Annotated in this window: 23 protein-coding genes and 1 pseudogene; 13 read left to right on the top strand and 11 right to left on the bottom strand. The window is 65.3% G+C overall.

Annotation, left to right across the window (positions count from 1 at the left end; genetic code table 11):
- Both AC5I49_RS10405 and AC5I49_RS10400 read right to left on the bottom strand, forming a co-directional pair.
- Positions 1-164, bottom strand: a pseudogene (locus AC5I49_RS10405) (3-keto-5-aminohexanoate cleavage protein); the annotation flags it as partial.
- 29 nt (positions 165-193) lie between these two features.
- A complete protein-coding gene (locus tag AC5I49_RS10400; RefSeq protein ID WP_016454322.1) occupies positions 194-1042 on the bottom strand; it encodes a TauD/TfdA dioxygenase family protein in 849 nt (282 codons plus the stop codon).
- A 162-nt stretch (positions 1043-1204) separates the two neighbouring features.
- Between AC5I49_RS10400 and AC5I49_RS10395 the strand changes: the two genes are divergently transcribed.
- The 3 genes from AC5I49_RS10395 (at position 1205) to nirD (ending at position 5345) form a co-directional block, all read left to right on the top strand.
- Positions 1205-2212, top strand: coding sequence for an AraC family transcriptional regulator (locus tag AC5I49_RS10395; protein ID WP_495789291.1), 1008 nt, complete (start codon positions 1205-1207; stop codon positions 2210-2212).
- A 242-nt stretch (positions 2213-2454) separates the two neighbouring features.
- Complete coding sequence (gene nirB, locus AC5I49_RS10390; protein ID WP_495789290.1) at positions 2455-4971, top strand: nitrite reductase large subunit NirB; 2517 nt, start codon at positions 2455-2457, stop codon at positions 4969-4971.
- A 32-nt stretch (positions 4972-5003) separates the two neighbouring features.
- Positions 5004-5345: a nitrite reductase small subunit NirD gene (gene nirD, locus AC5I49_RS10385; RefSeq protein WP_016454319.1), complete on the top strand. Its 342-nt coding sequence runs from the start codon at positions 5004-5006 to the stop codon at positions 5343-5345.
- Between the two features lie 41 nt (positions 5346-5386).
- Here nirD and AC5I49_RS10380 read toward each other — a convergent pair whose 3' ends face one another.
- Complete coding sequence (locus AC5I49_RS10380) at positions 5387-6136, bottom strand: hypothetical protein (RefSeq protein ID WP_254788042.1); 750 nt, start codon at positions 6134-6136, stop codon at positions 5387-5389.
- Between the two features lie 307 nt (positions 6137-6443).
- Positions 6444-6677, bottom strand: coding sequence for a hypothetical protein (locus AC5I49_RS10375; protein ID WP_017407940.1), 234 nt, complete (start codon positions 6675-6677; stop codon positions 6444-6446).
- Positions 6678-6714: 37 nt separating this feature from the next.
- On the opposite strand from AC5I49_RS10375, the gene AC5I49_RS10370 reads away from it, so the two are divergent.
- The 5 genes from AC5I49_RS10370 (at position 6715) to AC5I49_RS10350 (ending at position 11519) form a co-directional block, all read left to right on the top strand.
- Positions 6715-7242, top strand: coding sequence for a low molecular weight protein-tyrosine-phosphatase (locus AC5I49_RS10370; RefSeq protein ID WP_446682068.1), 528 nt, complete (start codon positions 6715-6717; stop codon positions 7240-7242).
- A gap of 22 nt (positions 7243-7264) precedes the next feature.
- A complete protein-coding gene (locus tag AC5I49_RS10365) occupies positions 7265-8032 on the top strand; it encodes a hypothetical protein (RefSeq protein WP_046240903.1) in 768 nt (255 codons plus the stop codon).
- 257 nt (positions 8033-8289) lie between these two features.
- Positions 8290-8967, top strand: a complete 678-nt coding sequence (locus tag AC5I49_RS10360; protein ID WP_250439387.1) for a hypothetical protein — start codon at positions 8290-8292, stop codon at positions 8965-8967.
- Between the two features lie 474 nt (positions 8968-9441).
- Complete coding sequence (locus AC5I49_RS10355) at positions 9442-10482, top strand: hypothetical protein (RefSeq protein WP_495789289.1); 1041 nt, start codon at positions 9442-9444, stop codon at positions 10480-10482.
- Positions 10473-11519: a hypothetical protein gene (locus AC5I49_RS10350; RefSeq protein ID WP_047219229.1), complete on the top strand. Its 1047-nt coding sequence runs from the start codon at positions 10473-10475 to the stop codon at positions 11517-11519. The genes AC5I49_RS10355 and AC5I49_RS10350 overlap by 10 nt, the downstream gene beginning before the upstream one ends.
- Before the next feature lie 82 nt (positions 11520-11601).
- Here the strand turns inward: AC5I49_RS10350 and AC5I49_RS10345 are convergent, their stop codons facing one another.
- From AC5I49_RS10345 to AC5I49_RS10330, 4 genes are all read right to left on the bottom strand, one after another.
- Positions 11602-13440: a sensor domain-containing diguanylate cyclase gene (locus tag AC5I49_RS10345; protein ID WP_016454311.1), complete on the bottom strand. Its 1839-nt coding sequence runs from the start codon at positions 13438-13440 to the stop codon at positions 11602-11604.
- Positions 13441-13666: 226 nt separating this feature from the next.
- A complete protein-coding gene (locus AC5I49_RS10340) occupies positions 13667-14332 on the bottom strand; it encodes an SCO family protein (RefSeq protein ID WP_047325976.1) in 666 nt (221 codons plus the stop codon).
- Positions 14333-14455: 123 nt separating this feature from the next.
- Positions 14456-14824, bottom strand: a complete 369-nt coding sequence (locus AC5I49_RS10335) for a DUF2946 family protein (RefSeq protein ID WP_495789288.1) — start codon at positions 14822-14824, stop codon at positions 14456-14458.
- A gap of 25 nt (positions 14825-14849) precedes the next feature.
- Positions 14850-15587, bottom strand: a complete 738-nt coding sequence (locus AC5I49_RS10330; RefSeq protein WP_495789287.1) for a helix-turn-helix transcriptional regulator — start codon at positions 15585-15587, stop codon at positions 14850-14852.
- Positions 15588-15673: 86 nt separating this feature from the next.
- On the opposite strand from AC5I49_RS10330, the gene AC5I49_RS10325 reads away from it, so the two are divergent.
- Complete coding sequence (locus tag AC5I49_RS10325; protein WP_026063043.1) at positions 15674-16294, top strand: hypothetical protein; 621 nt, start codon at positions 15674-15676, stop codon at positions 16292-16294.
- Between the two features lie 108 nt (positions 16295-16402).
- The gene (gene pcaD / locus AC5I49_RS10320) at positions 16403-17167 is read left to right on the top strand and encodes a 3-oxoadipate enol-lactonase (RefSeq protein ID WP_209803428.1); all 765 of its coding nucleotides are present in this window, start codon (positions 16403-16405) and stop codon (positions 17165-17167) included.
- A gap of 57 nt (positions 17168-17224) precedes the next feature.
- Here pcaD and AC5I49_RS10315 read toward each other — a convergent pair whose 3' ends face one another.
- From AC5I49_RS10315 to AC5I49_RS10305, 3 genes are read right to left on the bottom strand one after another with little or no spacing between them, the layout of a single operon-like run.
- On the bottom strand, positions 17225-18916 hold the full coding sequence (locus AC5I49_RS10315) for a cobaltochelatase CobT-related protein (protein WP_495789286.1): 1692 nt from the start codon (positions 18914-18916) through the stop codon (positions 17225-17227).
- On the bottom strand, positions 18906-19883 hold the full coding sequence (locus AC5I49_RS10310; protein ID WP_013803829.1) for an AAA family ATPase: 978 nt from the start codon (positions 19881-19883) through the stop codon (positions 18906-18908). Before AC5I49_RS10310 ends, AC5I49_RS10315 begins: the two co-directional genes overlap by 11 nt.
- The gene (locus AC5I49_RS10305; RefSeq protein ID WP_392451257.1) at positions 19876-20703 is read right to left on the bottom strand and encodes an IclR family transcriptional regulator; all 828 of its coding nucleotides are present in this window, start codon (positions 20701-20703) and stop codon (positions 19876-19878) included. Before AC5I49_RS10305 ends, AC5I49_RS10310 begins: the two co-directional genes overlap by 8 nt.
- Before the next feature lie 131 nt (positions 20704-20834).
- On the opposite strand from AC5I49_RS10305, the gene xsc reads away from it, so the two are divergent.
- From xsc to AC5I49_RS10290, 3 genes are all read left to right on the top strand, one after another.
- A complete protein-coding gene (xsc, locus tag AC5I49_RS10300; protein WP_209672567.1) occupies positions 20835-22646 on the top strand; it encodes a sulfoacetaldehyde acetyltransferase in 1812 nt (603 codons plus the stop codon).
- Positions 22647-22858: 212 nt separating this feature from the next.
- A complete protein-coding gene (locus AC5I49_RS10295) occupies positions 22859-23833 on the top strand; it encodes a bifunctional enoyl-CoA hydratase/phosphate acetyltransferase (RefSeq protein WP_495789285.1) in 975 nt (324 codons plus the stop codon).
- Positions 23830-24876: a YeiH family protein gene (locus tag AC5I49_RS10290; RefSeq protein WP_495789284.1), complete on the top strand. Its 1047-nt coding sequence runs from the start codon at positions 23830-23832 to the stop codon at positions 24874-24876. The genes AC5I49_RS10295 and AC5I49_RS10290 overlap by 4 nt, the downstream gene beginning before the upstream one ends.
- Positions 24877-25009: the final 133 nt, after the last annotated feature.

The following is a 25009-nucleotide window of genomic DNA, read 5'->3' as shown; positions in this document are numbered from 1 at the left end:
GCGCCGGCGTTGTAGCAGTCCACGGCCTTCTGGATCTGCTCGTCCATGGTCACGGCGATCTCGCCGGGAAAGTCCGAGGGCAGCCACGAGGGCGCATAGGGCGCGGCCGTGATGATCAGGGGCTGCTGGTTTTCGGGGAACAGGTGGCCGTCGAGAAAGTTCATGGCATGTCTCCTTGTGTCGTGATCGTGGTTCAGAAGGTCGGCGTGCCGACGATGCCCGCGCGCTCCATCTTCCGGTGGCTGGGCGGGTAGTCCATGGCCGCGTAGTGCTGGGTGGCGCGGTTGTCCCAGATCGCCACGCTGCCCGCCCGCCAGCGCCAGCGCACCTGGTACTCGGGAATGGCAGCCTGGCCGATCAGGTACTGCAGCAGGCCGGAGGCGCCCTGCGTGAAGTCCTGGCCCACGCGCACATTGGCGGGCGTATGGAAATTGGTGAAATGCGTGGTGAAGCCGTTCACGAACAGCACCTTCTCGCCGGTCTCGGGATGGGTGCGCACCACGGGATGCTCGGCATCGGGGTACTGGGCCTTGAGCGCCAGCCGCCTTTCGATGGGCATGGCCGCGCCGAACGTGCATTCGATGCTGTGGCGCGCGCGCAGCGGCGCGATCAGCGCCTTGACGGCGTCCGGCAGGCGTTCGTAGGCCAGCGCCATGTTGGCCCACAGGGTGTCGCCGCCCACGGGCGGGCATTCCACGCAGTGCAGCACGCAGCCCATGGGCGGCGCCTCGCGCCAGGTGGCGTCGCAGTGCCAGGAATTCTCGTAGCGGTCGTTGGGCTGCTCGGGCGTCCTGTAGATGCGCACCAGGCCCGGATGCTCGGGGTCGCTGCCGGCCACCGGATGGTCCTCCAGCTCGCCGAAGCGCCGTGCAAAGGCCACGTGCTCGGCGCGCGCCAGGCCCTGGTCGCGCAGGAACAGCACCTTGTGGCGCAGCAGCGCCGCCCGGATCTCCGAGAAAAGTGCGTCGTCGCGCACCGCGTCGGCCAGCCGCACGCCGAGCAATTCGGCGCCGATGGCGCATGTCATGGGCTCTATGCGCATGCCTGTCTCCTGTCATTGTTGTTAAGGCCCGTGGCGGCACGGTCCGCCCGGCGTGGGGCCGGTCTCTGCAATGTAGGAAAACCCGGTTCCGCGGACTATGCAAGCCATGCCATCCTCTTTGCATTTCGTGCCACCAGGGCACGGACTGACAGGAGGGCAAGCATGGTCACCATGGTGCGCGCGGCGGCCTTGACCCATTTTTCGGACGTCATGCGCGAACTGGGCGGCGACCCCGACAAGGCACTGCGCCAGGCCGGCCTGCGGCCCGCGCTGCTGCGCGAGCAGGACCAGCTGATCGACGTGGCCATCGTCGCGCGCCTGCTGGAAGACGCGGCCCAGTCCACGGACTGCGAGTCCCTGGGCCTGCGCATGGCCCGGCACCGCCAACTGTCGAGCTTCGGCGCCGTGAGCCTGCTGCTGCAGCACCAGCCCACGCTGCGCCATGCGCTGGACACGCTGGTCGCGCACATGCACCTGGTCAACGAATCGCTGCTGATCCACCTGGAGGATGCAGGGGGCATCGTCATCCTGCGCGAGGACTTCGTCCTGCACGGCGCCATGCGCCAGTCCGTGGAACTGGCCATGGGCGTGCTGTGGCGCATGTGCGAGGCATTGCTGCGCGAGCGCTGGCGGCCGCAGGGCGTCAGCTTCAGCCACGCGCCACCGGCCGACCTGTCCGAGCACCGCCGCATGTTCCGCTGCCGCATCACGTTCGGCGCCGAGTTCAACGGCATCGCCTGCCGCGCCACCGACCTGGACGAGCCCAACCCGCTGGCCGACCCCGCGCTGGCGCGCTATGCGCTGCGGCTGGTGGAGGCCATGCCGGCCCACCGTGCCGCCTCCGTGGGCCATCAGGCGCGCCGGGTCATCTACCTGCTGCTGCCCTCGGGCAACGCCACCTGCGCGGGCGTGGCGCAGGGCATGGGGCGCAGCCTGCGCACGCTGCAGCGTGAACTGGACCGCGAGGGCCTGAGCTTCAGCGAGCTGCTGACCGAAGTGCGCCACGAACTGGCCCTGCGCTACCTGGACCACCCCCACTACAGCGTGGGCCAGGTCGCCGCCATGCTCGGCTATGCCAGCCACAGCGCCTTCACGCGCTGGTTCGCTGCGCAATTCGGCTGCGCGCCCGAGGCCTGGCGCAGCCGCGCGCAGGGACTGCCTCGCGCCTGACGTACCCAGCGTTCCTGGCGCACCTGGCGCACTTGATCGCACTTGACGCACCACCACGGCGCACCCCGCCCCTGCACGGTGCGGCGGGCGCATTGCGGTGCACGCTGTCTGCGCACCAGACAGCGTGCACCACGGGCAGGCACCGCGCCGCGGTGCTGGCACGGCACTTGCATTGGCAGCCCTGACCCGCCGGCCCTGGCCTGCGGCCCGCAAAACACTGGATGCGCAACGCAGGACGCCAGATGAACATCGTTGTGATCGGCCACGGCATGGTGGGCCACAAATTTCTCGAGCAGCTGCATGCCCTGGGCGTGGCAGATGCGAACGTCACCGTGCTGTGCGAGGAGCCGCGCGCCGCCTACGACCGTGTTCACCTGTCGGAATTCTTCTCCGGCAAGAGCGCCGAGGACCTGAGCCTGGTGGCGCCCGGCTTCTTCGAGGCCAGCGGCTTCACGCTGCGCCTGGCGGCCAGGGCGGCAGCCGTGGAGCGGCGCGAGCGCACCGTGACCACGGCCGATGGCGAAGTCATCTCCTACGACAGGCTGGTGCTGGCCACGGGCTCGGCGCCCTTCGTGCCGCCCGTGCCGGGGCGCGACCGGCCGCACTGCTTTGTCTACCGCACCATCGAGGACCTGGAGGCCATGCAGGCCTCGGCCGCGAAATCACGCGTCGGCGTGGTGGTGGGCGGCGGCCTGCTGGGCCTGGAATGCGCCAAGGCCCTGCGCGACCTGGGCCTGGAGACCCATGTGGTCGAGTTCGCCCCGCGCCTGATGGCCGTACAGGTGGACGACGGCGGCGGCCGCGTGCTGCGCAGCAAGATCGAGGACCTGGGCGTGCAGGTGCACACGGGCCGCAATACGCTGGAGATCACCGACGGCGCCACGGCACGCCACCGCATGGTGTTTGCCGACGGCACGCACCTGGAGACGGACATGATCGTCTTCTCCGCCGGCATACGCCCGCGCGACGAGATCGCCCGCCAATGCGCCCTGGCCATAGGCCCGCGCGGCGGCGTGGCCGTGGACGACCATTGCCGCACCAGCGACCGCAGCGTCTACGCCATTGGCGAATGCGCCTCCTGGCGCGAGCAGACCTTCGGCCTGGTGGCACCCGGCTACGACATGGCGCGCGTGGCGGCACGCCACATTGCGGGCGAGGCCGAGGCCGCCTTCGGTGGGGCCGATCTCAGCACCAAGCTCAAGCTCATGGGCGTGGATGTGGCCAGCATCGGCGACGCACAGGGCAAGACGCCGCGCAGCCGCAACTACCAGTTCATCGACGAGCGCAAGCAGGTCTACAAGAAGATCGTGGTCAGCGAGGACGGCCGCCAGCTGCTGGGCGCCGTGCTGGTGGGCAATGCCGATGAGTACGGCACGCTGCTGCAGATGACGCTCAACAGCATCGCGCTGCCCGAGGAGCCGGAGTTCCTCATCCTGCCCTCCAGCGACGGCAAGGCCAGGCCCGGCCTGGGCGTGGACGCCCTGCCCGACACGGCGCAGATCTGCTCGTGCAACAACGTCACCAAGGCGCAGATCTGCGCGGCTGTGGGCGAAGGCGCCTGCACCATGGCCGAGCTCAAGTCCTGCACCCAGGCCGGCGCCACCTGCGGCGGCTGCGTGCCGCTGGCCACCCAGGTCATGAAGGCCGAGATGGCCCGGCGCGGCATGGCCGTCAACAACCATGTCTGCGAGCATTTCCCGCACTCGCGCCAGGAGCTGTACCACTTGGTGCGTGTGGGCGGCATCAAGACCTTCGACGAGCTGCTGCACCGACACGGCAAGGGCCTGGGCTGCGATGTCTGCAAGCCGCTGGCCGCCAGCATCCTGGCCTCGTGCTGGAACGAGTTCGTGCTGCAGCCCCAGCTGGCCAGCCTGCAGGACAGCAACGACTACTACCTGGGCAACATCCAGAAGGACGGCAGCTACTCCGTGGTGCCGCGCATGCCCGGCGGCGAAGTCACGCCGGACGGCCTGATCGCCGTCGGCCAGGTGGCCAAGAAATACGGCCTGTACACCAAGCTCACGGGCGGCGCCCGCGTGGACCTGTTCGGCGCGCGCGTGGAGCAGTTGCCACTGATCTGGGAGGAGCTGATCGCGGCCGGCTTCGAGTCCGGCCATGCCTACGGCAAGTCGCTGCGCACTGTCAAAAGCTGCGTGGGCTCCACCTGGTGCCGCTACGGCGTGGACGACAGCGTGGGCCTGGCCGTGCAGCTGGAAAACCGCTACAAGGGCCTGCGCGCGCCGCACAAGATCAAGTTCGGCGTCTCGGGCTGCACGCGCGAATGCGCCGAGGCCCAGGGCAAGGACGTGGGCGTGATCGCCACCGACAAGGGCTGGAACCTCTACGTCTGCGGCAACGGCGGCATGAAGCCGCGCCATGCCGAGCTGATCGCCTCCGACCTGTCCAAGGACAGGCTGCTGCAGCTCATCGACCGCTTCCTGATGTTCTACGTGCGCACGGCCGACCGCCTGCAGCGCACCAGCACCTGGCGCGAAAACCTGGAAGGCGGCCTGGACTACCTCAAGGACGTGGTGGTCAACGACAGCCTGGGCCTGGGCGCCGAACTCGAGGCCCAGATGCAGCATGTGGTGGACACCTACCAGTGCGAGTGGAAGACCGCCGTCACCACGCCCGAAGTGCGCCAGCGCTTTCGCAGCTTCATCAACAGCGACCAGCCCGACGAGCACATCGTCTTCGTGCAGGAGCGCGGCCAGATCCGCCCGGCGCGCGCCGAGGAGCGCAGCGAGGCCACGGCCTGACACCCCCTAGAGACCCGCGACAAGGACCCGCCATGGCACATGCCTCCCAAGAACACTGGCTGCCCGTTTGCGCCACCCAGGACATCGTCCCCGACACGGGCGTCTGCGCCCTCGTCCAGGGCCGCCATGTGGCGGTCTTTCGCATCGGCGACGACCGCTTCTACGCCATAGACAACGTGGACCCGCGCTGCGGCGCCAGCGTGCTCGCGCGCGGCCTGGTCGGCAGCCTGGGCGAGCGCGTCGTCGTCGCCTCGCCTATCTACAAGCACCACTTCGACCTGTCCACCGGCGAATGCCTGGAAGCGCCCGAGCACTCCGTGCGCGTGCATGCGGTGCGCAATGAGAACGGGCAGTTGATGGTGGCGCTGCACTGAGATTCGTGCGGAGCACAGCCGCGCAGGAAGGTCCTGCGTGCCTAGCTTCCCACACCATCCCTGCGCCGTTGCCACGCTGCAAGACCGGCCACGCCGCCCATCAGCGCCAGCAGCGCAGGCCACCCCAGCAGCGGCACCGCCACCGGGCCGGGCTGCGGGGGAATGTAGGGTTGCATGCTCCAACTGCCTTGGGCAGGCGAAAAAGTGAATCCTGTACCACCAGCAAGCACCTGCCTGCACACATTGCCATTCAACAAGACGCATGTGGTGTCCGAATGGTCACCAGCGATGTCCCCCGAGCCTGAGGCGATATTGAAAACGTCCACCGGCTGGCCTGGGACATGGGGCGCAGCAGGTGAAACCATCGCCAGGTTCCAGGCAGTGATATTGCCGCTGCCATCGGTAGAAACCTTGAAGCGCGGCGGATCACCGATCGAAATACCAGCCAGGATCTGTGCATTGGCCTGCGTATAGGTATTCACGCCGTCGCTGAACGACCAACTGCTGATCGGGTAGGACGTTCCCGGGCCGATGACGATGTCCGTCTGGCTGGCCGGCAGGGACGCAGGCAGGACCATCGAGCCGCTGATGCCCATGGCGGTGGTGTAAGGCGCATGGGCATCGTTGTAGTTGACGCCCGCATAGGTGTACTGGGTATCTGCCCATGCAGATCCAAGGCCTGAGAAGGAAAGGCATACGCTGGCAACTAAAGGCCTTATTCTCATCAATCTTTCCTTCAGTGGCTGAATGAAGATAAAAACAGAATCAATGAAGCAACTATTCCAATCCATTGCCTCGAGAAGTCACGTCAAAAATATATCCTGGAAATTTCAGGGATCTCAATTGATTTAATCAATAAAAAGCCATGGCCAATTAATGACTGGCGAGCGTTTATGTCTGGAGCATGTCGTCCACTTTTGCGTGCCCGAGACATTCGGGGGTGCCGAGCCGGGAAAGCGGCCGCCCATGTTTGATGCCTCGCCTGCGCCGTGATCTAAGCATCCGCACTGGAATGCGAGATGGCGCTGCATTGGGTTCGTCAGCTGCCCATGGCGCGGACCCCTGACAACCGGCCCGACGGTACCCGGGACTGCGGGCTCAGGCGTAAAAGGACAGCAACGCCAGGCACACGATGACCACGATGGCCGCCGTGATGACCATCACCCTGAAGCCGCCGTCGCTGCTGCGCAGCAACCGCAACTCCAGCAGGGCCGCACCCACCCGGGCCATCCAGAAACAAAGCAGTTCCACCATGGGCGCAGCATAAGCGGCCCGGCAGATCAGGTGCGGGGCGTGGAAAATGCCGGCGAGCGCCTGGGCATCGCAGGCCATCCAGATGTCGTGAAGCCCGTTACCCACAGGGAGATTTATGGAACAGATTCGGGAACAGTCAGCTGGCAGCAGGCCAGCCACCAAGAGGAAAAGAATCCTCATGGTCTGCACAGGGAACATCTGCCGCAGCCCCACGGCCCACGGCGTGCTCGAGAAAATGGTGGCCGACGCGGGCCTGGCGGGCCGCATCGAAGTGGACTCTGCAGGCACGCACGGCTACCACGTGGGCGAGGCACCCGACCGCCGCTCCCAGGCCCATGCCGCGCGGCGCGGCTATGACCTTTCGCAGCAGCGCGCGCGGCAGCTGCGGGCCGAGGACTTCACGGCATTCGACCAGGTGCTGGTGATGGATGGCGCCAACGAATCCGCCGCGCGCAGGATCTGCCCCGAGTCCGAATGGCACCGCGTGCAGCGGCTGACGGACTTCTGCACCGAGCACACCGCGCGCGAAGTGCCCGACCCCTACTACGGCGGCGAACGGGGTTTCGAGGACGTGCTGGACCTGGTGGAGGACGGCTGCAGGGGGCTGCTGGCCACGCTGGGCATGGCGCCGCAAAAGCGCTGACAAGCCACTGCACTGCGACGATATGCGGGCTCTCATCCTGGTTTTCGGCATCGTGGGCACGGTTCTGTTCGGATCGGCCTTCGTGCTCTCGTTTTCCTCGCCATTGCTGGTCGAGAACCTGGGCAAGGAGATCATCCGCATCGAGATCGAGCACAGGCTGGGCACCCAGCTGGACACGCTGACAGGCTCGCGCATGGCGGACCTGGCCCAGAAAGCGCTTGGCAGGACAGATAGCGAGATCGCCGCAGTGCGGCGCGAGATCGAGGCAGGCATCCCCGACAAGCTGGCTTCGGTCATGACCGACATGCGCCGCGCCGACTGCGAATGCCGCAAGCGCAATGCCGTCTACATGCAGCAGCGCCAAGCCACCCAGCTGGCATCGCTGATCCAGATGCGCGCCCGGCTGGTGGAATTCATCGAGTCGGCCTACCACCAGACCACGGCCAGCCTGCTGCGGGAGTTCAGGATCTTCACTGCGTCCAATGCGCTGGTGTTTCTGGCCCTGACCGGCGTGACGGCGCGACGCAGGCGGGCGGGGCTGCAGCTGGCACTGCCCGCCATCGTGCTGGTGACCGCCTCGGCGGTGACTGCCATGCTGTATCTGTTCGCACAGGACTGGCTGCACACCATTGTGTTTGGCAGCTACATCGGCCTGGCCTACATGGCCTATCTGGCCTTTGCCATCGCGCTGCTGTGCGACATCGCATTCAACCGGGCACGCGTGTGCACACGGGCCATCAACGGCCTTGCGTCGTCTTTTGGCTCGGCATTCGAGGTCTTGCCTTGTTGAGCCCAAGGCCCACCTTGGCCCGGTAACTGCCCCGATCACAGCAGCGGTACGGCCTCCATAGCCCTACCCACCCGCCACCACAATCCGCACCTTGGCCGCGTCGGCACCGAAGGTGTGCGCATGCTGCGGCAATGGATGCGGGGAGATACCGGTGAATCGCCAAGCCTGGATCTGGGTCATGAGCTGGTGGTGCGACAAAGCAATTGACTGGCTGATGCCTGCATATCAATTCGCATATTGAGATAGAGTTCGGCGGCTTGGCCATTCCCGCCCAAGCCCTTCTTCTCCACTGCACCTGTGCAATGGAGATTTTTCATTTCAATCCATCTTCAAAGAACATGAACACCATTGCATTGGGAGGACGCCTGCGGCCGCAAGGCGCAATCCGGACTCGCCGGATCATGGCTGCCTTGCTCGCTGCGAGCGCTGTACTGTGTGTGCCGAACGGAGTATCGGCGGCAGAGAACGATGCACTATCTGCCTCTCTGGCTGCATTCGGTGATGCCGCTGCGGCAAGACGCCTGGAGGACCAGATCGCGGATCTTGTGAAAAAGCGCAATCAGGCGGGCATGACCAAGCTGGTGGGGCAGATCGCGCAGAACGATGGGGCTTTCATGGAAAAGATGGACAGCCTGACGCAGGCCAAAAATCGCGTTCCTGATCCTGAAATGGCCAGGATTGCCATGGCCCTCGGCCCTTGCCACCATGCCGGTTTTCTTCTCAGGAAAATGGCCTTCGCCCTTGCCGATGGTCAGGCAAAGCCCATCATTCGCAATGGGGTGATCATGATTGACGGCACGCACATGGACGATATGTATGCCGAGCAAATGTCGCGCTGTGAAAGGCTGGCCAAGCAGCCCATGCGGAAAATCAAGATAGGCTCCATGTGCTCCGTCAATGGCTCGGGCTGCGACGAGGATCCGGATATGGATTGAAGAGGCCGAGCGCTGAAAAGCGAAAGCAAGAAAAGAAAAGGCCGGGTCTGCCGCCCGGCCTCGGGCTATCAATGGCATGGCGTCGACTTTTGGTTCGACTCTCGAAATTGGGGCTTTCTTAGCCTGCTGGCATTTGCCGCACGCGGAGCGAGCGTCTCGCAACGCCCATTTTTGCTGTTCACAACCGTGAACAGCCCAAACTGCCAAATTGGTTTCGGCAGAGCCTTGTCTGCGGCATTAACGCGATGCCGCCATATGGCTTCACCACCTAGCTCCGCGCACCCGAACTAGGAACACTCCTATTTTTCCTTCAAAAACAAAGAAAAATAGGAGTTGTCTTATTTTCAACGAGACGCATAGAGAATAGCATGAATTCCTCGCGCATGAAAATCCAATCATCTTTAGTTTCTAGGCAATCTACGACATCTATTGCCGCCGCATTCATATATCAACCGAAAATTGAAATGAAATTCCATGCGCAATATAAAATACTATTTCCTTCTTGCATTTCTCATCTATGCAAACAATGTATTTTCAAAAGGATACATTGACAACTATTCGGTCGCAATGGTTACTGGCTGGGCGTGTGATGTCAGATTTCCGAATGACATAGTGGCCGTACACGTTTGGCGCGATGACAACCAATTTCTTGGTGGGAGCAGCGCAAATATAATCAGGGAACCCGCTGTAGGATCGGCTTGCCTTGGCAGCCACAGTGCGCATGGTTTCTCCATACCCATAAATCTTACTGAAGACTTGAAAGACGGACAGGAACACAGAGTTCTAGTTTACTCCATAGGACGTAATGGTTTCGTCGAGCAATTGAACAACTCACCTGTAAAAATCAAGTTCCCTGGCGACGGAATTAAAGAGCGCCCATATTATGTCGGAGACATAGTTGCGAGAAATCTAGATTGGCCAGTTATCGAAGGTGCTGGGCACATCGGAATATGGGATGGAACTTCCGTAATTGAAGTTCTCAACGAGCCGCAGGTTGTTCAGAAAAACAACTACGAGAATTTTTTCAAACGCAGCAAAGTTTGGCCAATAAGCAGAACCAAATGGCCTGCCCACAACGTACTCTCTTGCTTCTCTTCTGCATGCACAGAGGATTTTGACAGACCAAGAGCTAACAAGCAATCTTACCCAGCCTTGTATGCGATGGTTGCGAGAGCAAATCAAATATATGTCATAGGTGCAACATATATTGTGACACCTTACGTTATTCCAGCCGAGCCTACGGTGAATATTCCACCCAGCAGGGACTGGAATAAATACGTAACCTGGCCTCCGACGAAAGGAAGATATCGGTGTGATACTTTTATAACGGATATTATGGGCGCAACGGTTCGAAGTCCTGGATCACATACTCACTCACACATTCAGGGCCGATGGCTACCTTTACGAATTATTGATGCAAATATAGCCTCATGGTATCAAAAATATATTGATGCAACAGGAGCCAATGTCAAAGCACCTGCTGCCTTGTACAACAAACTCAAGCAATGGCAATGAAGCGAATAATATCTTACTCCATCATTGTCGCCGCATTATATGCAGCCTATCTATTTATAAACGAATCTTTAAAACCGCAGAACCACATCACACCAAATGTAAAGACCGAAATTTTTAATCAACAATCAAAAAGCACAGCAAACGAAGACACACAAAATGCGAATCAAGTCACAGTGGAACAGCAACAATCAAGTGCATCCCAGACTTCCGCATTCATTCAGGATGAAATTGATAGATTTCGCACATCTCTTGCAGATCCGTTATCCCACGATGAGAAATTGCAAGCAACTAACCGGCTTCACAACATCATTCGATCGACCCAACGCAGAGAGGTCAGAGAATCCCTCCGCCAAGAACTGCTTAGCGTCATTGACAGCAACAGATCCAAAGACATAGTCAAATCCGCAATTTTCGACTATACGAGATCACTCAATAGTCTGGATAACGCCTCCGAAGCCATCAGAGTTCTCGACTTGGGACTGAAAAATGGGATCCTGACCACCGCAGAATATGCTGGAGAATCTATACACATGGGTTTTCTTTTTGACGACAAAGCGATGATCAAAAACGGTTTAAACACAGGGGACGAATATTCAAATATTGTGCTATACAATTACATATCCGGCATAACAGAAAGCAACGGAAAAAAGATCATAGATCAAGAACTATTGGTTTACATAAACAGCCATCCCATAAAATTTTCCGGCGCTCCTTTCAGTTTCAGCCTGACAGAAGCCATTCAATACAATGAATGGGCCATGGCCAAAGCAAACGTTGAGTCAATCCTCAATGGGGCAGATTCCGTGGATATTCTTTCTGCCCCCTTCAAAAATCCACTCATAGATCCCAGAGAGCTGCTGGCGCTATCCATTTCTCCGGATATTGGATTAAAAATCATGAAGAAAGTGATAGCAAGCAAAGATCACCAAATAGGCCTTGAGAATCTTGATAAGTTCATGACCAGCTATTCTTATATACCCGCCATAAAATCTGCATCGGAAAATATGGAGCGCCATAAGACAGGCTTGGAGAAGTGATCTCTCCATCAGAGCTTCCCCAAAGAGAGACTCCACAATCCAATTTTCGGATTTATCCGAGGGATTACCATATTTTCCGCCTTTACTCCTCCGCCACCACCACCCTCCCCTTGCCCGCGCGCTTGGCCGCATACATGGCCTCGTCGGCGCGCTGCAGCAGCTGGGTGGTGTTTTCCCGGGCGGCATTGAGGGCGATGCCGATGCTGGCGCCGACCTGGACGGTTGCACCGTTTTCCAGGCGGATGGGCTGGCAGATGGAGGCCAGGCAGCGCTGCATGGCCTGAAGGGCGTCGTTGGCCGAGGCCAGTTCGCCCAGCAGCAGCACGAATTCGTCTCCACCCATGCGGGCCACGCAGTCGGTTTCGCGGGCCTGGGTGGTGAGGCGGCGGGCGACGATGCGCAGCACTTCGTCGCCGGCATCGTGGCCTTCGGTATCGTTGATCTGCTTGAAGCCGTCCAGGTCCATGAAGCAGACGGCCAGTTGCCCCGGTCCGCAGGCCTGGGCCAGTTCGCGCTGCAGCCGGGCCTGCAGTGCGCGGCGGTTGGCCAGGCCGGTCAGCACGTCGTGCAGCGCCTGGTGCTGTGCGGCTTGCTCGTCACGCTTGAGCGCGTCTATGTCCACGAAGACCCAGATCGATTCGCCGTCGGCCAGGCCTGCGCCGCTGACATCGACCCAGAGCAGGCTGCCATCGCTGGTCTTCAGCTGCATCTGGGCATGGCATTTGCCGCTGGAGCGCAGTGCGCCATAGGCCAGCTCGCCGGAGCGTTCATAGGTTTCCTCATCCGGGTAGAGGATGCGCGCCGAGGTGCCCTGCAGCTCGCCGGCCGGGCGCTTGAGCATGCGCTGCAGGGCCTGGTTGGTCCACAGCAGCCGGCGCTCGCGCAGGCGGGCGATGCCGATGAGGTCGTTGTCCATGAACAGTTCCTGCTGGCGCAGCAGCTCGGCAAGCCGGATGCGCGCCACGCGCTCGCGCTGCTGCAGCAGGTAGAGGCTGACCGAGCCCAGCGCGATCAGTGCCATGCTGAGACCCGTGAGTGCCCAGGCGCGCCAGGCCGATGCACGCCATGCGGCCAGGTAGCTTTGTGTGCCCAGGCCCGTGAAGACGGTCAGGGGATAGCCGGCCAGCCGCTGGTAGGCCGTGATGCGCTCCACGTCGTCCATCACCGTGGGCGTGATGTACCAGCCGCTGTCCCGGTTGCCGGCGAGGGCATGGTGGTACTCGCTGGAGACCGCAGAGCCGCCAATGCCGGCCACCGACCACGGATCGGCCGCCGAGTAGCGGGCCACCAGCAGGTCCTTGTCCGAGCGCAGCGCAATGGCGCTGTCGGGCCCGAAGGCCTGGCGACGGAACAGCGACTGGAAATGCGTGGCCGAGACCACGGCATAGACGATGCCCTTGAAATCCCCGTCCCCGGACTGCAGCCGGCGTGCCATCACGATGGCCCATTTGTTGAAGGAGTGGCTGACCAGCGGATCGGAGATCACCATGCGGTCGGAGTGGCGCGCGCGCTCGAAGTAGCTGCGGTCGGCCACGGAAAACGGGGGCTCTTCCTCGTTGGCCGTCAGCAGCACCTGGCCCTTGGCGTCGGTCACGCGCAGCGCGGTGACAAAGGGCAGCAGGGCACGCTGCTCCTGCAGAATTTCATAGAGGGCGAGGGCCGCCACATCGTCGCCGTCCAGGCCCCGGCTGCGGTAGCGGCCTGCCACGGTGGCCAATGCGTTGTCCACCAGCCGCATCTCGGCCGTCAGCTCCAGGCTCAGGCTGCGGGCCTGGTTCTGGGTGACAGCCACGCCCAGGTCCAGGTCGGCCTGGTGGTTGGCGCGCAGGCTCAGCCAGGTGGCCAGGCCCAGCAGGCCGGCGACCAGCAGGTTGCCAAGCACCAGGCGCCGCAGCACCTTGTCAGAAAGAAGCGTCTTCATGGCGCCGGGTGTCCCTTTCCGTCTGGCTGGATGAGCGTCCGGGTGGATGGAGCCGCACATTTTTAGCACAAGGACGGGACGATCCAGACAAGGTTTTGACCGATGGCAACGGCGCTCGCGCCGCTGGCGTACCTTCACCCCCGCAAGAATGGTCGCTGCCTGGGCCAGGGCGGGGGCCGCTGCGCAAAGGCCTGTTGCGCCGGCCTCCTGAGAAAGTGCAGAGCCGTCATGCAGCCTGCAGGATCTGCCGCAGGTCGGCTGCGCAGTCCTGCGCGTCCTGCTCATGGCGGAACGCCACGCGCAGCTGGCCCTCGGGATCGAAGACATAGGTGATGGCCGAGTGGTCCATGGTGTAGGACGCACCCGTGGGCACCTTCTTGTAGAAGACCTTGAATTCCCTGGCGACCTCGGCCGTCTGCGCCTCGTCACCGCGCAGCGCGACAAAGCCGGGGTCGAAGGCGCCCACATAGGCCTTGAGCACCTCGGGCGTATCGCGCTCGGGGTCGATAGTGATGAAGGCCACGGCCAGGCGCTGGCCATCGGGCCCCAGCAGCTGGCGTATTTCCAGGGCGCGCGTCAGCGCCGTGGGGCAGACATCGGGGCATTGGGTGAAGCCGAAAAAGACCATCAGGGCCTGGCCCTTGAAGTCGGCCAGCGTACGCTCGCGGCCATCGGCATCGCGCAGGCGGAAGTCCCGGCCGTACTGGGCGCCGGTCAGGTCTATGCCCTTGAACGGTACGGCGGCGGGCTTGCAGCCGGCCAGCAGCGCCAGTGCGGCCAGGCCGCCGCCAAGGCAGGCACGGCGAGACAGGGCGACGGAAGCAACGGATGGGCGGGTCGAAGAAAAATCGGCGGCGCGCTGCGGCGCCGCATGGCAATCGGAACGGAACATGGCATCCCTGCGTGGAATCTTGGCGAAGCCGCGCCGCCAAGGCTGCGCCCGGCCGGTGCGGCAATGTTCTGAGACAGGCCAGCGGCCAGACAGCGCGGGACAGCGCTGCAAGCAGCCAAGGGCTCAGGCGATCAACATCAACAAGGGAGGCCCGCGCGGCGGCAGCGGCGCGCCGACCAGGGAGGCAATGCGGGCAGAGACGATGGGCTGCAGCGCGCGGCCCATCGGCTGCAGTTGCGCCCAGGAGGGAGGGACATGCGCCGGCGGCGGCGTCACCGCCAGGCACAGAGGGCAGTCCAGCGAATGCTGGGCAGACACCGCCTGTCCTTCTTCACCGTTGACCACGACCAGCCTGACGCTGCCGCCAGCCGTGCAGACCAGCTCCATGGCCTGGGGGTGCACCAGGGGCGATGCAATGGCCAGGCCCAGCGTCAGCGCGAACCACGCCATGACCAGGCGGGCCAGTGGGACGGAGTTGCGCAGGGCTTGCATGGCTGGGGATTATGGGGGCAGGCCGTCACAGGGCCACGCCGACCTCGTCGCAGGCGGCCCAAAACCGGGCCGGGTCGCGCACCTGAAAGCGCTGTCCGCCGCGACGCGCCTGCACGATGCGGTCCAGCCGGAAGGTGCGCACGCCCTCGCGCTCGCAGTCCCAGGCCAGCAGGTACCAGAACGGCCAGGCCAGCAGCAGACATTGCGGCTCCACCACGCGCTCGCTGCGGCGCTGGCGTCCGTCCAGGTAGGTCAAGGCCAGCATCCATTGCTGTGCAAATGCCTGGTAGACGCTGGCGCGCGCCTCCACGCCCTGCGCACGCTCGCGCAGCGAAGCCTGGACTTCGACGGACACCGGCGAGGCCACGCGGATGCGCTGGCGCAGTTGCGCGATATCTGCGCGATCGGCCGGCGCAAAGCAGCGCGCGAACTGGCGGCGCAGTTCGCCATGACGCCCCGCCAGCGACAGGCCCAGGGCTTCCGACAGCGCCAGGGACATCAGCAGCTCCAGCGCGTCGTCACCCCGCAGGGTCACGCGGCCGGAGGGCCAGCGATGGACCACGCGGACACCGCCGCCCCTGCCCGAGGAGCTGTCCAGCTCCCAGCCCTGCTGCCTGAGCAACGACAGGTCGCGCGCCAGCGTGCGCTGGCTGACGCCCAGTTCCTCGGACAGCGCCGCCACGCCGTGCACGGCGCCATCGGACAGGCGTTGGGAAAGGGCTTCAAGCCGGCACAGACGGGCGGGCAGCGTGCGCGGTTTCATGGCCGGCATCATGGCGCAATTGACAGCCATTGAATGGCAGCGATGCAGGGACCATGGGCGGCATGTTCAATCCACGGAAAAATGCCATGCAAGTCATCGAATGGGCAGCGTTCAGCCTGCTGCCCGGTGTGACGGAAAACACCCTGCTGCAAGCCGCCAGCGCCATGCAGCACCAGTTCCTGGATGTGCAGGGCGGATGCCTGTCACGCCATCTGGTCCAGCTGGGCCAGGGGCGCTATGCGGATGTCGTCACCTGGCAATCACAGGAGGCTGCCCGTGCCGCCCTGGCGCAGGCCGGCCGGTCGGCTGCCTGCGCGGCCTACTTCGGGCTGATGCGCGTGGAGCATCCTCCCTTGCTGGGCGCCAGCGTGTTCAGCCACGGCGGGGAACATGGGCTGCCGCAGGGCATGGAGTTCTCGTTGTTCCGGCTGCGCCCCGGCGCCGATTCCCATGCCTTGGCCGCCGCCGCGCACCGCATGGCCGATGGCCTGTACCGGAATGAGCCCGGCTTCACGGCCCATGGCGTGATGCGAAGCGCCCACGACCCCGGCCTGTATGCCGACGTGGTGCTGGCCGACAGCGCCGGCCGCGCCCACCAGCTGTGCAGCAAGTGGGGCCAGGGACCGTTCGATCCGGCCTGCCAGGACTATCTGGAACTGATCGCGCCGGGGTCGGCACAGCTGCAGTTCTGGGACAGGGTGGCCTGAGCGCCGCCATCGCCGCGCCTTGGCCGGATGCCGGATATGCGTGGTATCCGTATCCGCCAGCCTGCACCGGCCATCCCATAATCACCTTTTCCCCAAGCAGTGACCGCCATGTCGAAACTCCATGTTGTGCAGCAGGGCCAAGGCCCGGCCCTCGTTCTGAGCCACGCGCTCGGTTGTGACCTCCAGATGTGGGACGGCGTGGCCCAGGCCCTGCAAGACCGCTTCACCGTGGTGCGCTACGACCACCGGGGCCATGGCCGCTCGCCCGCCATCGGCGAGGCCTTCGACATGAACGATCTGGCCGACGACGCCGCTGGCGTGATCGAGGCGCTGGACCAGGGGCCGGTGCACTTCGTGGGCCTGTCCATGGGCGGCATGACGGCCCAGGCCCTGGCCGCGCGCCATCCGGCGCTGGTGCGCAGCATCACCATCGCCAATTCGGCCAGCTACTACGACGAGGCCGCGCGCGCAGGCTGGCAGGCGCGCATTGCCACGGTGCGCGCCCAGGGCGTGGCCGCGATTGCCGATGGCGCCATGCAGCGCTGGTTCACGCCCGAATTCCGCGCCGGGCAGGCCGCCCGAGTGGCAGCCTTGCGCGCCGGGCTGGAGGCCACGGCGGCCGCGCCCTATGCGGCGGCCTGTGCGGCCGTGGGCGGCATCGATCTGCGCGAGAGCAACCGGCGCATCGCCTGCCCCACGCTGGTCATTGCAGGCAGCCGCGACGAGGCCACGCCCCCTTCCCTGTCCGAAGACATGCAGGCGCAGATTCCGGGCGCGCAGCTGGTGTCGCTGCCCGCCGCGCATTTGAGTGCCGTGGAAATGCCGGTGGAATTTGCGCAGTTGGTGAGCGACTTTGTCGCGCAGATCCGCTAGATCTGCCGCCCTGCCCGGACGAAATGGTCGCTGAGCGACGCCGCTAGCAGGCCGGCATCACGGCCGGCAGATCAACTCCGCCACGTCCATCAGCAAGGCCTCATCGATCTGCTCGCGCAGGTCCACGGCCAGCCTGCGCCGGTAGAACACGCCCAGGTCCAGGCCCACGCCCAGCGCGCGGATCTGCACATCGCCCGCGCGCTCGTGCCGGGCGATGACCTGGCGCAGGTGCTGGTCCAGGTAGTGCTCGTCGTTGGCCTGGTGCGTGGCCGTGTCCATGGGGCAGCCGTCCGAGATGACGAGCAGGATGCGGCGCTGCGCGGGCCGCGCCAGCAGCCGCTCGCAGGCCCATTCCACGGCCTCGCCGTCCACGCCCTCGCGAAACAGGTCGGGCCTGCGCAGCGCGGCAATGCCGTGGCGGGCGTGGCGCCAGGGTCTGGCGGCATCCTTGAAGACGATGTGCAGCCGCTCGTTGAGCCGGCCCGGGATGTAGGGCTGGCCCGCGCGCTGCCAGTCGCGGCGGGCGCGGCCGCCGTTCCAGGCCTGGGTGGAAAAGCCCAGCACGTCCACCGGCACGCCGGCCATGGACAGCGCGCGGCCCAGCAGGTCCACCAGCAGGGACAGCGGGCGCGCATGCGCCTTCATCGAGCCCGAGCAGTCCAGCAGGAGGGCCACGGCCGCATCGCTGACGGGGCGCGGCAGCTCGTTCCTGAAGATGGCGCGCTGCTGCGGATCGCTGACCAGTTGCGCCAGCCGGCTTGCATCCAGGTGCCCATCCTCCAGGCCGAACTGCCAGCCGTCGTGGCGCGGCACGGCCAGGCGCTGCTGCAGGTGGCAGGCCAGCCGGCCCGCATGGAAGCCGCTGCGCGCCAGTTCCTCATCCATCTGCTCGCGGAACTCGGCCAGTTGCGCGGCGCGGATCAGCTCGGTGGCCTGCGCCTCGCGGTCATAGGCGCGCGTGAACACGCGGTAGCTGTGGGCCGAGCCGGCCCAGGCGCGGCTGTCGCCGCTGAGCGCCACGGGCGGCGCATCCAGGCTTTGCGATTCAAAGTGCAGCGGCAGCGCGAAGCTGCCCCGCCGGCGCGGCCCGCCAGCGCCGCGCGGCGCCTCTTCCTGGGCTGACCGCACGGCCTGGCCCACCCAGCGGCTGATGGCCAGGGCCGGCGCAATGAAGGCCTGCTGGTCCTGCCGGTGGCGGCGCAGCAGGGCCCACTGCGCGCCCAGTTGCGCCGACAGGCCGGCGCGCGTGGCCTCGGCCAGGTCGGCCAGGGCATCGGGCGGCTCATGGCCGCTCAGGCGGCTCCAGGCGGTCAGCGCCACGGTGAACAGCAGGATACCCAGGCTGCTTTCGGTCAGGCCCGAATCGGCAAAGGCCTGGCTCCAGTGCACAAAGCGCGCATGCAGGTTGGCGCGTGCACCGGGCCATTCCTCGGGCGCCAGGCTTTCCACGCGCAACTGCTCCAGCAGTTCGAACACCAGCCGCTCGACCGGGTCGCCGGGCAGGTGGCGCGCGTGCAGCGCGGCATCGCTCAGGCGCAGGCGCAGGCTGGCACCGTCGAGCAGGCCGCGCTGGTCGGCCAATCGGGCCGGCACATCGGCCTGGTGGGCCGCTGCCAGCACCACGGGCGCCGTGCCCCGGTACAGCGTCTGCCCGCTCCATTGCAGCGAGGCATCGCCCGCCATGGCGCGCAGCAGCGCGCCGCCCCAGGCCTCCATGCGCGCCAGCGAGGGGGATGCCTCAGCAGGCATGGGCGGGCTCGTCGCGCAGCGCCAGTTCCTGGCCGAAGCAGCGCTGGAAGTACTCGGCCACGATGGCCCGCTCGGCCGGCTCGCACTTGTTGAGGAAGGACAGCTCGAAGGCCAGCCGCAGGTCATGGAAGATCTGCGCGTTCTCGGCCCAGGTGATGACGGTGCGCGGCGACATCAGCAGCGACAGGTCGCCCACCGCAAAGCCCTTGCGCGTGAGCGCGGCCAGCGCCACCATGGCGGCCACCTGCTCGCGCCCCTGCGGCGTGGCCAACTGCGGCACGCGCGCCAGCACGATGGCGGCTTCCTCGGCCGGTGCCAGGTAGTCCAGGCTGGTGACCAGGTTCCAGCGGTCGAGCTGGGCGTGGTTGAGCATCTGCGTGCCGTGGTACAGGCCGCTGAGGTTGCCCTGGCCCAGGGTGTTCATGGTGGCGAAGAGGCGGAACTGCGCATGCGGCTGGAGCACGCGCTTTTGGTCCAGCAGGGTGAAGCTGCCCTCGCGTTCGAGCACGCGCTGGATGACGAACATCACGTCGGGCCGGCCCGCGTCGTATTCATCGAAGACCAGGGCCACGGGCCGCTGCAGCGCCCAGGGCAGGATGCCTTCCTGGAACTGCGTGACCTGGCGCCCCTCCTGCAGCACGATGGCGTCCTTGCCCACCAGGTCCAGCCGGCTGATGTGGCCGTCGAGGTTGACGCGCACGCAGGGCCAGTTCAGCCGCGCCGCCACCTGCTCGATATGGGTGGACTTGCCCGTGCCGTGCAGCCCCTGGATGACCACGCGCCGGTTGTGCGCAAAGCCCGCCAGGATGGCCAGCGTGGCCTGCGGGTTGAAGCGGTAGGCCGGGTCCACGGCCGGCACATGCTCGCTGCGTTCGGCAAAGGCCGGCACCTGCATGTCGGTGTCCAGGCCGAAGGTCTCGCGCACGCCAAGCGTGCGCGTGGGATGCATCAGGGTCAGCTCAGTCATCGTCAGGGGCTCCCGGGGGGACTTCGTCGTTGATGCGCGCAATCGCCTCGGCCGCCGCGCGCAGTTGGGGAAGAAAGGACAGCGCCCGTTCGCGCGTGAAACGCAAGATGGGCGCCTGCACGGCCAGCCCCATGTTCGAGGGACCGCCCTGGATGGAGGGCACGAGCACGCCCAGGCACAGCAGGCCGGGAAGGAATTCCTCGTTGTCGAAGGCATGGCCCTGGGCGCGCACCTGGTCCAGCTCGGCGTCCAGCGCGTCAAAGGTCGTCAACGTATTGGCCGTGAAGCCTTCCAGCGGCACGGCCGACAGCAGCCGCCTGCGCTGCGCGGGCGCCATCTGGCTCAGGAACAGCTTGCCCGTGGCCGAGCAATGGGCCGGCACGCGCGAGCCCGGGTGCAGATAAAAGCGCAGCGGCGCGGGCGTTTCCACCCGGTCCAGGTAGAGCACCTCGCTGCCCGAGAAGGCGGTGATGTTGCAGCTCTCGCCGATGTCGCGCACCAGTTGCGCCAGCACCGCGTGGCGCGCGCCATGCGTGGTGTTGTTGAGCAGCACGCTTTCGGCCAGCCGCATCAGGCGCCGGCCCGTGCCGTAGTGCCGTCCGTTGCCCTCGCGCTGCAGGATGCCCGCGCCTTCGAGCTGCTGGAGCATGCGGTGCATGGTGGGCTTGGGCAGGCCTGTCTCCTCGACCATGGTCTGCAGCGTGAAGGGCTCGTTCTTCTGCGCAATGGCCTCCAGCAGCGCGAACAGCCGCAGGTTGGGGGTATCGCCATCGATACGGGCAGGGACAGGGTCTCGGGTGTTCATGGTGTTGGCCATCATATGTTTTTCAATTTTTCGAGTCAATTTGTTCCGAAAAAAGAAATTTGTTTGACATCCAGGCGAAATCACACCTAGACTTGCGCCGTAATTTCTTTTTTCGGAACTTAAAGTTCCATTTTCAAGGAGACAACATGACTGCAGCCAACAATCGTACGGTGGTCGAAGGCGTCCAGAAGATGACCCCTTCCGAAGCCTTTGTGGAGACCTGCGTGGCCAACGGCGTCACGGAGATGTTCGGCATCATGGGCTCGGCCTTCATGGATGCCATGGACATCTTCGCGCCCGCCGGCATTCGCCTGATCCCCGTGGTGCACGAGCAGGGCGCGGCCCACATGGCCGACGGCTATGCGCGCGTCTCGGGCCGCCACGGCGTGGTGATCGGCCAGAACGGCCCCGGCATCAGCAACTGCGTGACCGCCATTGCTGCCGCCTACTGGGCCCACAGCCCCGTGGTCATGATCACGCCCGAGACCGGCACCATGGGCATGGGCCTGGGGGGCTTCCAGGAAGCCAACCAGCTGCCCATGTTCCAGGAGTTCACCAAGTACCAGGGCCATGTCTGCAACCCCAAGCGCATGGCCGAGTTCACGGCCCGCTGCTTTGACCGCGCCATCTCCGAGATGGGCCCCACCCAGCTGAACATTCCGCGCGACTACTTCTATGGCGAAGTGCAGTGCGAAATCCCCAAGCCCATGCGCGTGGAGCGCGGCTCGGGCGGCGAAAACAGCCTGCAGGCCGCCACGGAACTGCTGGCCACGGCCAAGTTCCCCGTGATCCTGGCCGGCGGCGGCGTGGTCATGGGCGATGCGGTCGAGGAGTGCCGGCAGCTGGCCGAGCGCCTGGGCGCACCCGTGGTCACGGGCTATCTGCGCAATGACGCCTTCCCCGCCAAGCACCCGCTGTGGGCCGGCCCGCTGGGCTACCAAGGCTCCAAGGCCGCGATGAAGCTCATCGCCCAGGCCGACGTGGTGATCGCGCTGGGCTCGCGCATGGGCCCCTTCGGCACCCTGCCCCAGCACGGCATGGACTACTGGCCCAAGAACGCCAAGATCATCCAGGTCGAGGCCGACCACACCAACCTGGGCCTGGTCAAGAAGATCTCGGTGGGCATCCACGGCGACGCCAAGGCCGTGGCACGCGAGCTGGGCCGCCGCCTGCAGGGCCAGACCCTGGCCTGCGACGCCACCAAGGCCGCGCGCGCCGACACCATCGCCACCGAGAAGGCGGCCTGGGAAAAGGAGCTGGACGAGTGGACGCATGAGCGCGACCCCTACAGCCTGGACATGATCGAAGAGGCCAAGGGCGAGCGCACGCCCACGGGCGGCAAGTACCTGCACCCGCGCCAGGTGCTGCGCGAGCTGGAGAAGGCCATGCCGCCGCGCGTGATGGTCTCCACCGACATCGGCAACATCAACTCCGTGGCCAACAGCTACCTGCGCTTCGACGAGCCGCGCAGCTTCTTCGCGCCCATGAGCTTCGGCAACTGCGGCTATGCCCTGCCCACCATCATCGGTGCCAAGTGCGCGGCGCCCGACCGCCCGGCCATCGCCTACGCCGGCGACGGCGCCTGGGGCATGAGCATGGTGGAGATCATGACCGCCGTGCGCCATGACATTCCCGTCACGGCCGTGGTCTTCCACAACCGCCAGTGGGGCGCCGAGAAGAAGAACCAGGTGGACTTCTACAACCGCCGCTTCGTGGCCGGCGAGCTGGAAAGCGAGAGCTTCGCAGCCATTGCCAGCGCCATGGGCGCCGAGAGCATCGTGGTCGACCAGATCGAGGACGTGGGCCCGGCGCTGAAGAAGGCCATCGACCTGCAGATGAACCACGGCAAGACCTGCGTGATCGAGGTGATGTGCACGCGCGAACTGGGTGACCCGTTCCGCCGCGATGCGCTCTCCAAGCCCGTGCGCTTCCTCGAAAAGTACAAGGACTTTGTCTAACCCCCTGAGGCGCTGACGCGCCTTCCCCCTCTCTACCCGCTGCGCGGGGGAGGGGGACGACACCCTCGGTGCGGGGCGGCCCTTCCTCGGTGTCCCTGGGATGGGCCGCGCCGGTTTCATGCGCCTGGGTGAAGCGCAAGGCCCTCGAAAGCCGATTCCCAGATTCCCTGCGTTGCTCGCGCCGGGCCCTGTACTTTCCCGCAGGAGCTTTCATGGTCCCCCCACTTTCACTTGCCGTGGCCGCCGACGATGCGCCCGCCACGCCCCGTCCCCATCTCCAGCACTTGCTCGACCAGGCCAAGGCGCAAGGCCCCATTCCCGTGGCCGTGGCCTATCCCTGCGATGCAGGCTCGCTGCAGGCCGCCATGCAGGCCGCGCAGGCGGGCCTGATCACGCCGCTGCTGGTCGGCCCCGAGGCACGCATCCGGGCGGCGGCCCAGGCAGCCGGGCTGGACCTGGCGGGCGCATCCATCCACTCCACAGCCGACGATCCACGCGGGGCGGCTGCCCAGGCGGCGGCGCTGTGCGGCAGCGGCCAGGCGCGCGCGCTGATGAAGGGCAGCCTGCACAGCGACGAGTTGCTGGGCGCCGCCGTGGCGCGCGAGGCCGGCCTGCGCGGCAGCCGCCGCGCCAGCCATGTGTTCGTGATGGACCTGCCGGGCTTCGAGCGCCCGCTGCTGATGACCGATTGCGTGGTCAACATCTTCCCCACGCTGATGGACAAGCGCGACATTGCGCAGAACGCCATCGACCTGGCCCGTGCCATCGGCATTGCCCGGCCGCGCGTGGCCGTGCTCTCGGCGGTGGAGACGGTCAACCCCGCCATTCCCGGCACCATCGACGCGGCCGCGCTGTGCAAGATGGCCGACCGGGGGCAGATCAGCGGCGCCATCCTCGACGGGCCGCTGGCCTATGACAACGCCATCTCGCTGCGCTCGGCGCACCACAAGGGCATCGTCTCCGACGTGGCGGGACAGCCCGACGTGCTGCTGGTGCCCAGCCTGGAGGCCGGCAACATGATCTACAAGCAGCTGGTCTACATGGCCGACGCCGAATGCGCGGGCCTGGTGCTGGGCATGCGCGTGCCCATCGTGCTGACCAGCCGTTCGGACTCGGTGGCCAGCCGCATTGCGTCCTGCGCGCTGGCCGTGCTGGCCAGCGCGGCGGGCGGCAAGGAGCAGTCATGAGCCAGGTCCAAGCACAGGTGGCTGCGCAGGCGCCCGTGCCGCGCATGCTGCAGTGGCTCAGGCTCCTGCCCGGCACGGGCCTGTCGGGCGTGATCGCGCTGGCGGCGACCTTCGTCTCCACGCTGCATGGCGGGCCACAGCTGCTGTTCGCGCTGTTCTTCGGCGTGGCCTTCCACTTCCTGAGCCAGGACGCGCGCGCCAAGCCGGGCATCGAGTTCTGCGCGCGCGGCGTGCTGCGCCTGGGCGTGGGCCTGCTGGGTGCGCGCATCACGGCCACGCAGATCGCGGGCCTGGGCTGGACCACGGCGCTGATCGTCATCGCGGCCGTGGTCACCACGCTGCTGTGCGGCACGCTGCTGGGCCGGCGCCTGGGCCTGACACGCCCGCAGGGCGTGCTGTCGGGCGGCGCGGTGGCCATCTGCGGTGCCTCGGCGGCGCTGGCCATCTCGTCGGTGCTGCCGCGCGACAAGGACAGCGACCGCTTCACGCTCACCGTGGTGGTCACGGTCACCGTGCTGTCCACGGCCGCCATGGTGCTGTATCCGCTGGTGGCGCGCGCCTTGCATCTGCCGCCCGAGCTGGCGGGCCTGTTCATCGGCGGCACCATCCACGATGTGGCCCAGGTGGTGGGCGCGGGCTACACCATCGACCAGGCCACGGGCGACTACGCCACCATCGTCAAGCTGTTCCGCGTGTCCATGCTGGCCGTGGTGGTGGTCATGGTCTCGGCCCTGTTAAAGCGCCAGCGCGAGGCAGCGGCCGAGCAGCACCACGGCAAGAAGCCGGGCCTGGTGCCCTGGTTCCTGTGGGTGTTCGTCGCGCTAGTGGCCATCAACTCGCTGGGCTGGGTACCGCCGGGCCTGCAGCACCAGTTGAGCGACCTGTCGCGCAACTGCCTGGTGCTGGCCATTGCGGCCCTGGGCCTGAAGACCTCGTTCCAGCAACTGGCCCAGGCCGGCTGGCGGCCTTTTGCACTGCTGGTGGTGGAGACGCTGTGGATGGCAGCCTTCGTGCTGATCGCCATCGAGATCGAGATGCGCTGACGCCTGCACAGGCATTGCCGCAAGAGGCCCGCCCTGCGCGGGCCTTTGTCATGGCGCCACACATCGCTTGATGGGCATGCACCAAGATGATACATTTGCACACAAATTTTTGATCCACATCAACGCCCTTCCG

The sequence above is a fragment of the Delftia sp. genome (genome assembly GCF_059499305.1).
Note: the sequence above shows the minus strand (reverse complement) of the source record. Positions and strands in the feature narration are given on the sequence as shown.

Bases quoted from the DNA above. Each gene is read 5' to 3' on its own strand.
- AC5I49_RS10400 (WP_016454322.1), bottom strand. From the start codon at position 1,042: ATGCGCATAGAGCCCATGACATGCGCCATCGGCGCCGAATTGCTCGGC.
- AC5I49_RS10395 (WP_495789291.1), top strand. From the start codon at position 1,205: ATGGTCACCATGGTGCGCGCGGCGGCCTTGACCCATTTTTCGGACGTC.
- nirB (WP_495789290.1), top strand. From the start codon at position 2,455: ATGAACATCGTTGTGATCGGCCACGGCATGGTGGGCCACAAATTTCTC.
- nirD (WP_016454319.1), top strand. From the start codon at position 5,004: ATGGCACATGCCTCCCAAGAACACTGGCTGCCCGTTTGCGCCACCCAG.
- AC5I49_RS10380 (WP_254788042.1), bottom strand. From the start codon at position 6,136: ATGGATTGGAATAGTTGCTTCATTGATTCTGTTTTTATCTTCATTCAG.
- AC5I49_RS10375 (WP_017407940.1), bottom strand. From the start codon at position 6,677: ATGGCCTGCGATGCCCAGGCGCTCGCCGGCATTTTCCACGCCCCGCAC.
- AC5I49_RS10370 (WP_446682068.1), top strand. From the start codon at position 6,715: ATGGAACAGATTCGGGAACAGTCAGCTGGCAGCAGGCCAGCCACCAAG.
- AC5I49_RS10365 (WP_046240903.1), top strand. From the start codon at position 7,265: ATGCGGGCTCTCATCCTGGTTTTCGGCATCGTGGGCACGGTTCTGTTC.
- AC5I49_RS10355 (WP_495789289.1), top strand. From the start codon at position 9,442: ATGCGCAATATAAAATACTATTTCCTTCTTGCATTTCTCATCTATGCA.
- AC5I49_RS10350 (WP_047219229.1), top strand. From the start codon at position 10,473: ATGGCAATGAAGCGAATAATATCTTACTCCATCATTGTCGCCGCATTA.
- AC5I49_RS10345 (WP_016454311.1), bottom strand. From the start codon at position 13,440: ATGAAGACGCTTCTTTCTGACAAGGTGCTGCGGCGCCTGGTGCTTGGC.
- AC5I49_RS10340 (WP_047325976.1), bottom strand. From the start codon at position 14,332: ATGTTCCGTTCCGATTGCCATGCGGCGCCGCAGCGCGCCGCCGATTTT.
- AC5I49_RS10335 (WP_495789288.1), bottom strand. From the start codon at position 14,824: ATGCAAGCCCTGCGCAACTCCGTCCCACTGGCCCGCCTGGTCATGGCG.
- AC5I49_RS10330 (WP_495789287.1), bottom strand. From the start codon at position 15,587: ATGAAACCGCGCACGCTGCCCGCCCGTCTGTGCCGGCTTGAAGCCCTT.
- AC5I49_RS10325 (WP_026063043.1), top strand. From the start codon at position 15,674: ATGCAAGTCATCGAATGGGCAGCGTTCAGCCTGCTGCCCGGTGTGACG.
- pcaD (WP_209803428.1), top strand. From the start codon at position 16,403: ATGTCGAAACTCCATGTTGTGCAGCAGGGCCAAGGCCCGGCCCTCGTT.
- AC5I49_RS10315 (WP_495789286.1), bottom strand. From the start codon at position 18,916: ATGCCTGCTGAGGCATCCCCCTCGCTGGCGCGCATGGAGGCCTGGGGC.
- AC5I49_RS10310 (WP_013803829.1), bottom strand. From the start codon at position 19,883: ATGACTGAGCTGACCCTGATGCATCCCACGCGCACGCTTGGCGTGCGC.
- AC5I49_RS10305 (WP_392451257.1), bottom strand. From the start codon at position 20,703: ATGATGGCCAACACCATGAACACCCGAGACCCTGTCCCTGCCCGTATC.
- xsc (WP_209672567.1), top strand. From the start codon at position 20,835: ATGACTGCAGCCAACAATCGTACGGTGGTCGAAGGCGTCCAGAAGATG.
- AC5I49_RS10295 (WP_495789285.1), top strand. From the start codon at position 22,859: ATGGTCCCCCCACTTTCACTTGCCGTGGCCGCCGACGATGCGCCCGCC.
- AC5I49_RS10290 (WP_495789284.1), top strand. From the start codon at position 23,830: ATGAGCCAGGTCCAAGCACAGGTGGCTGCGCAGGCGCCCGTGCCGCGC.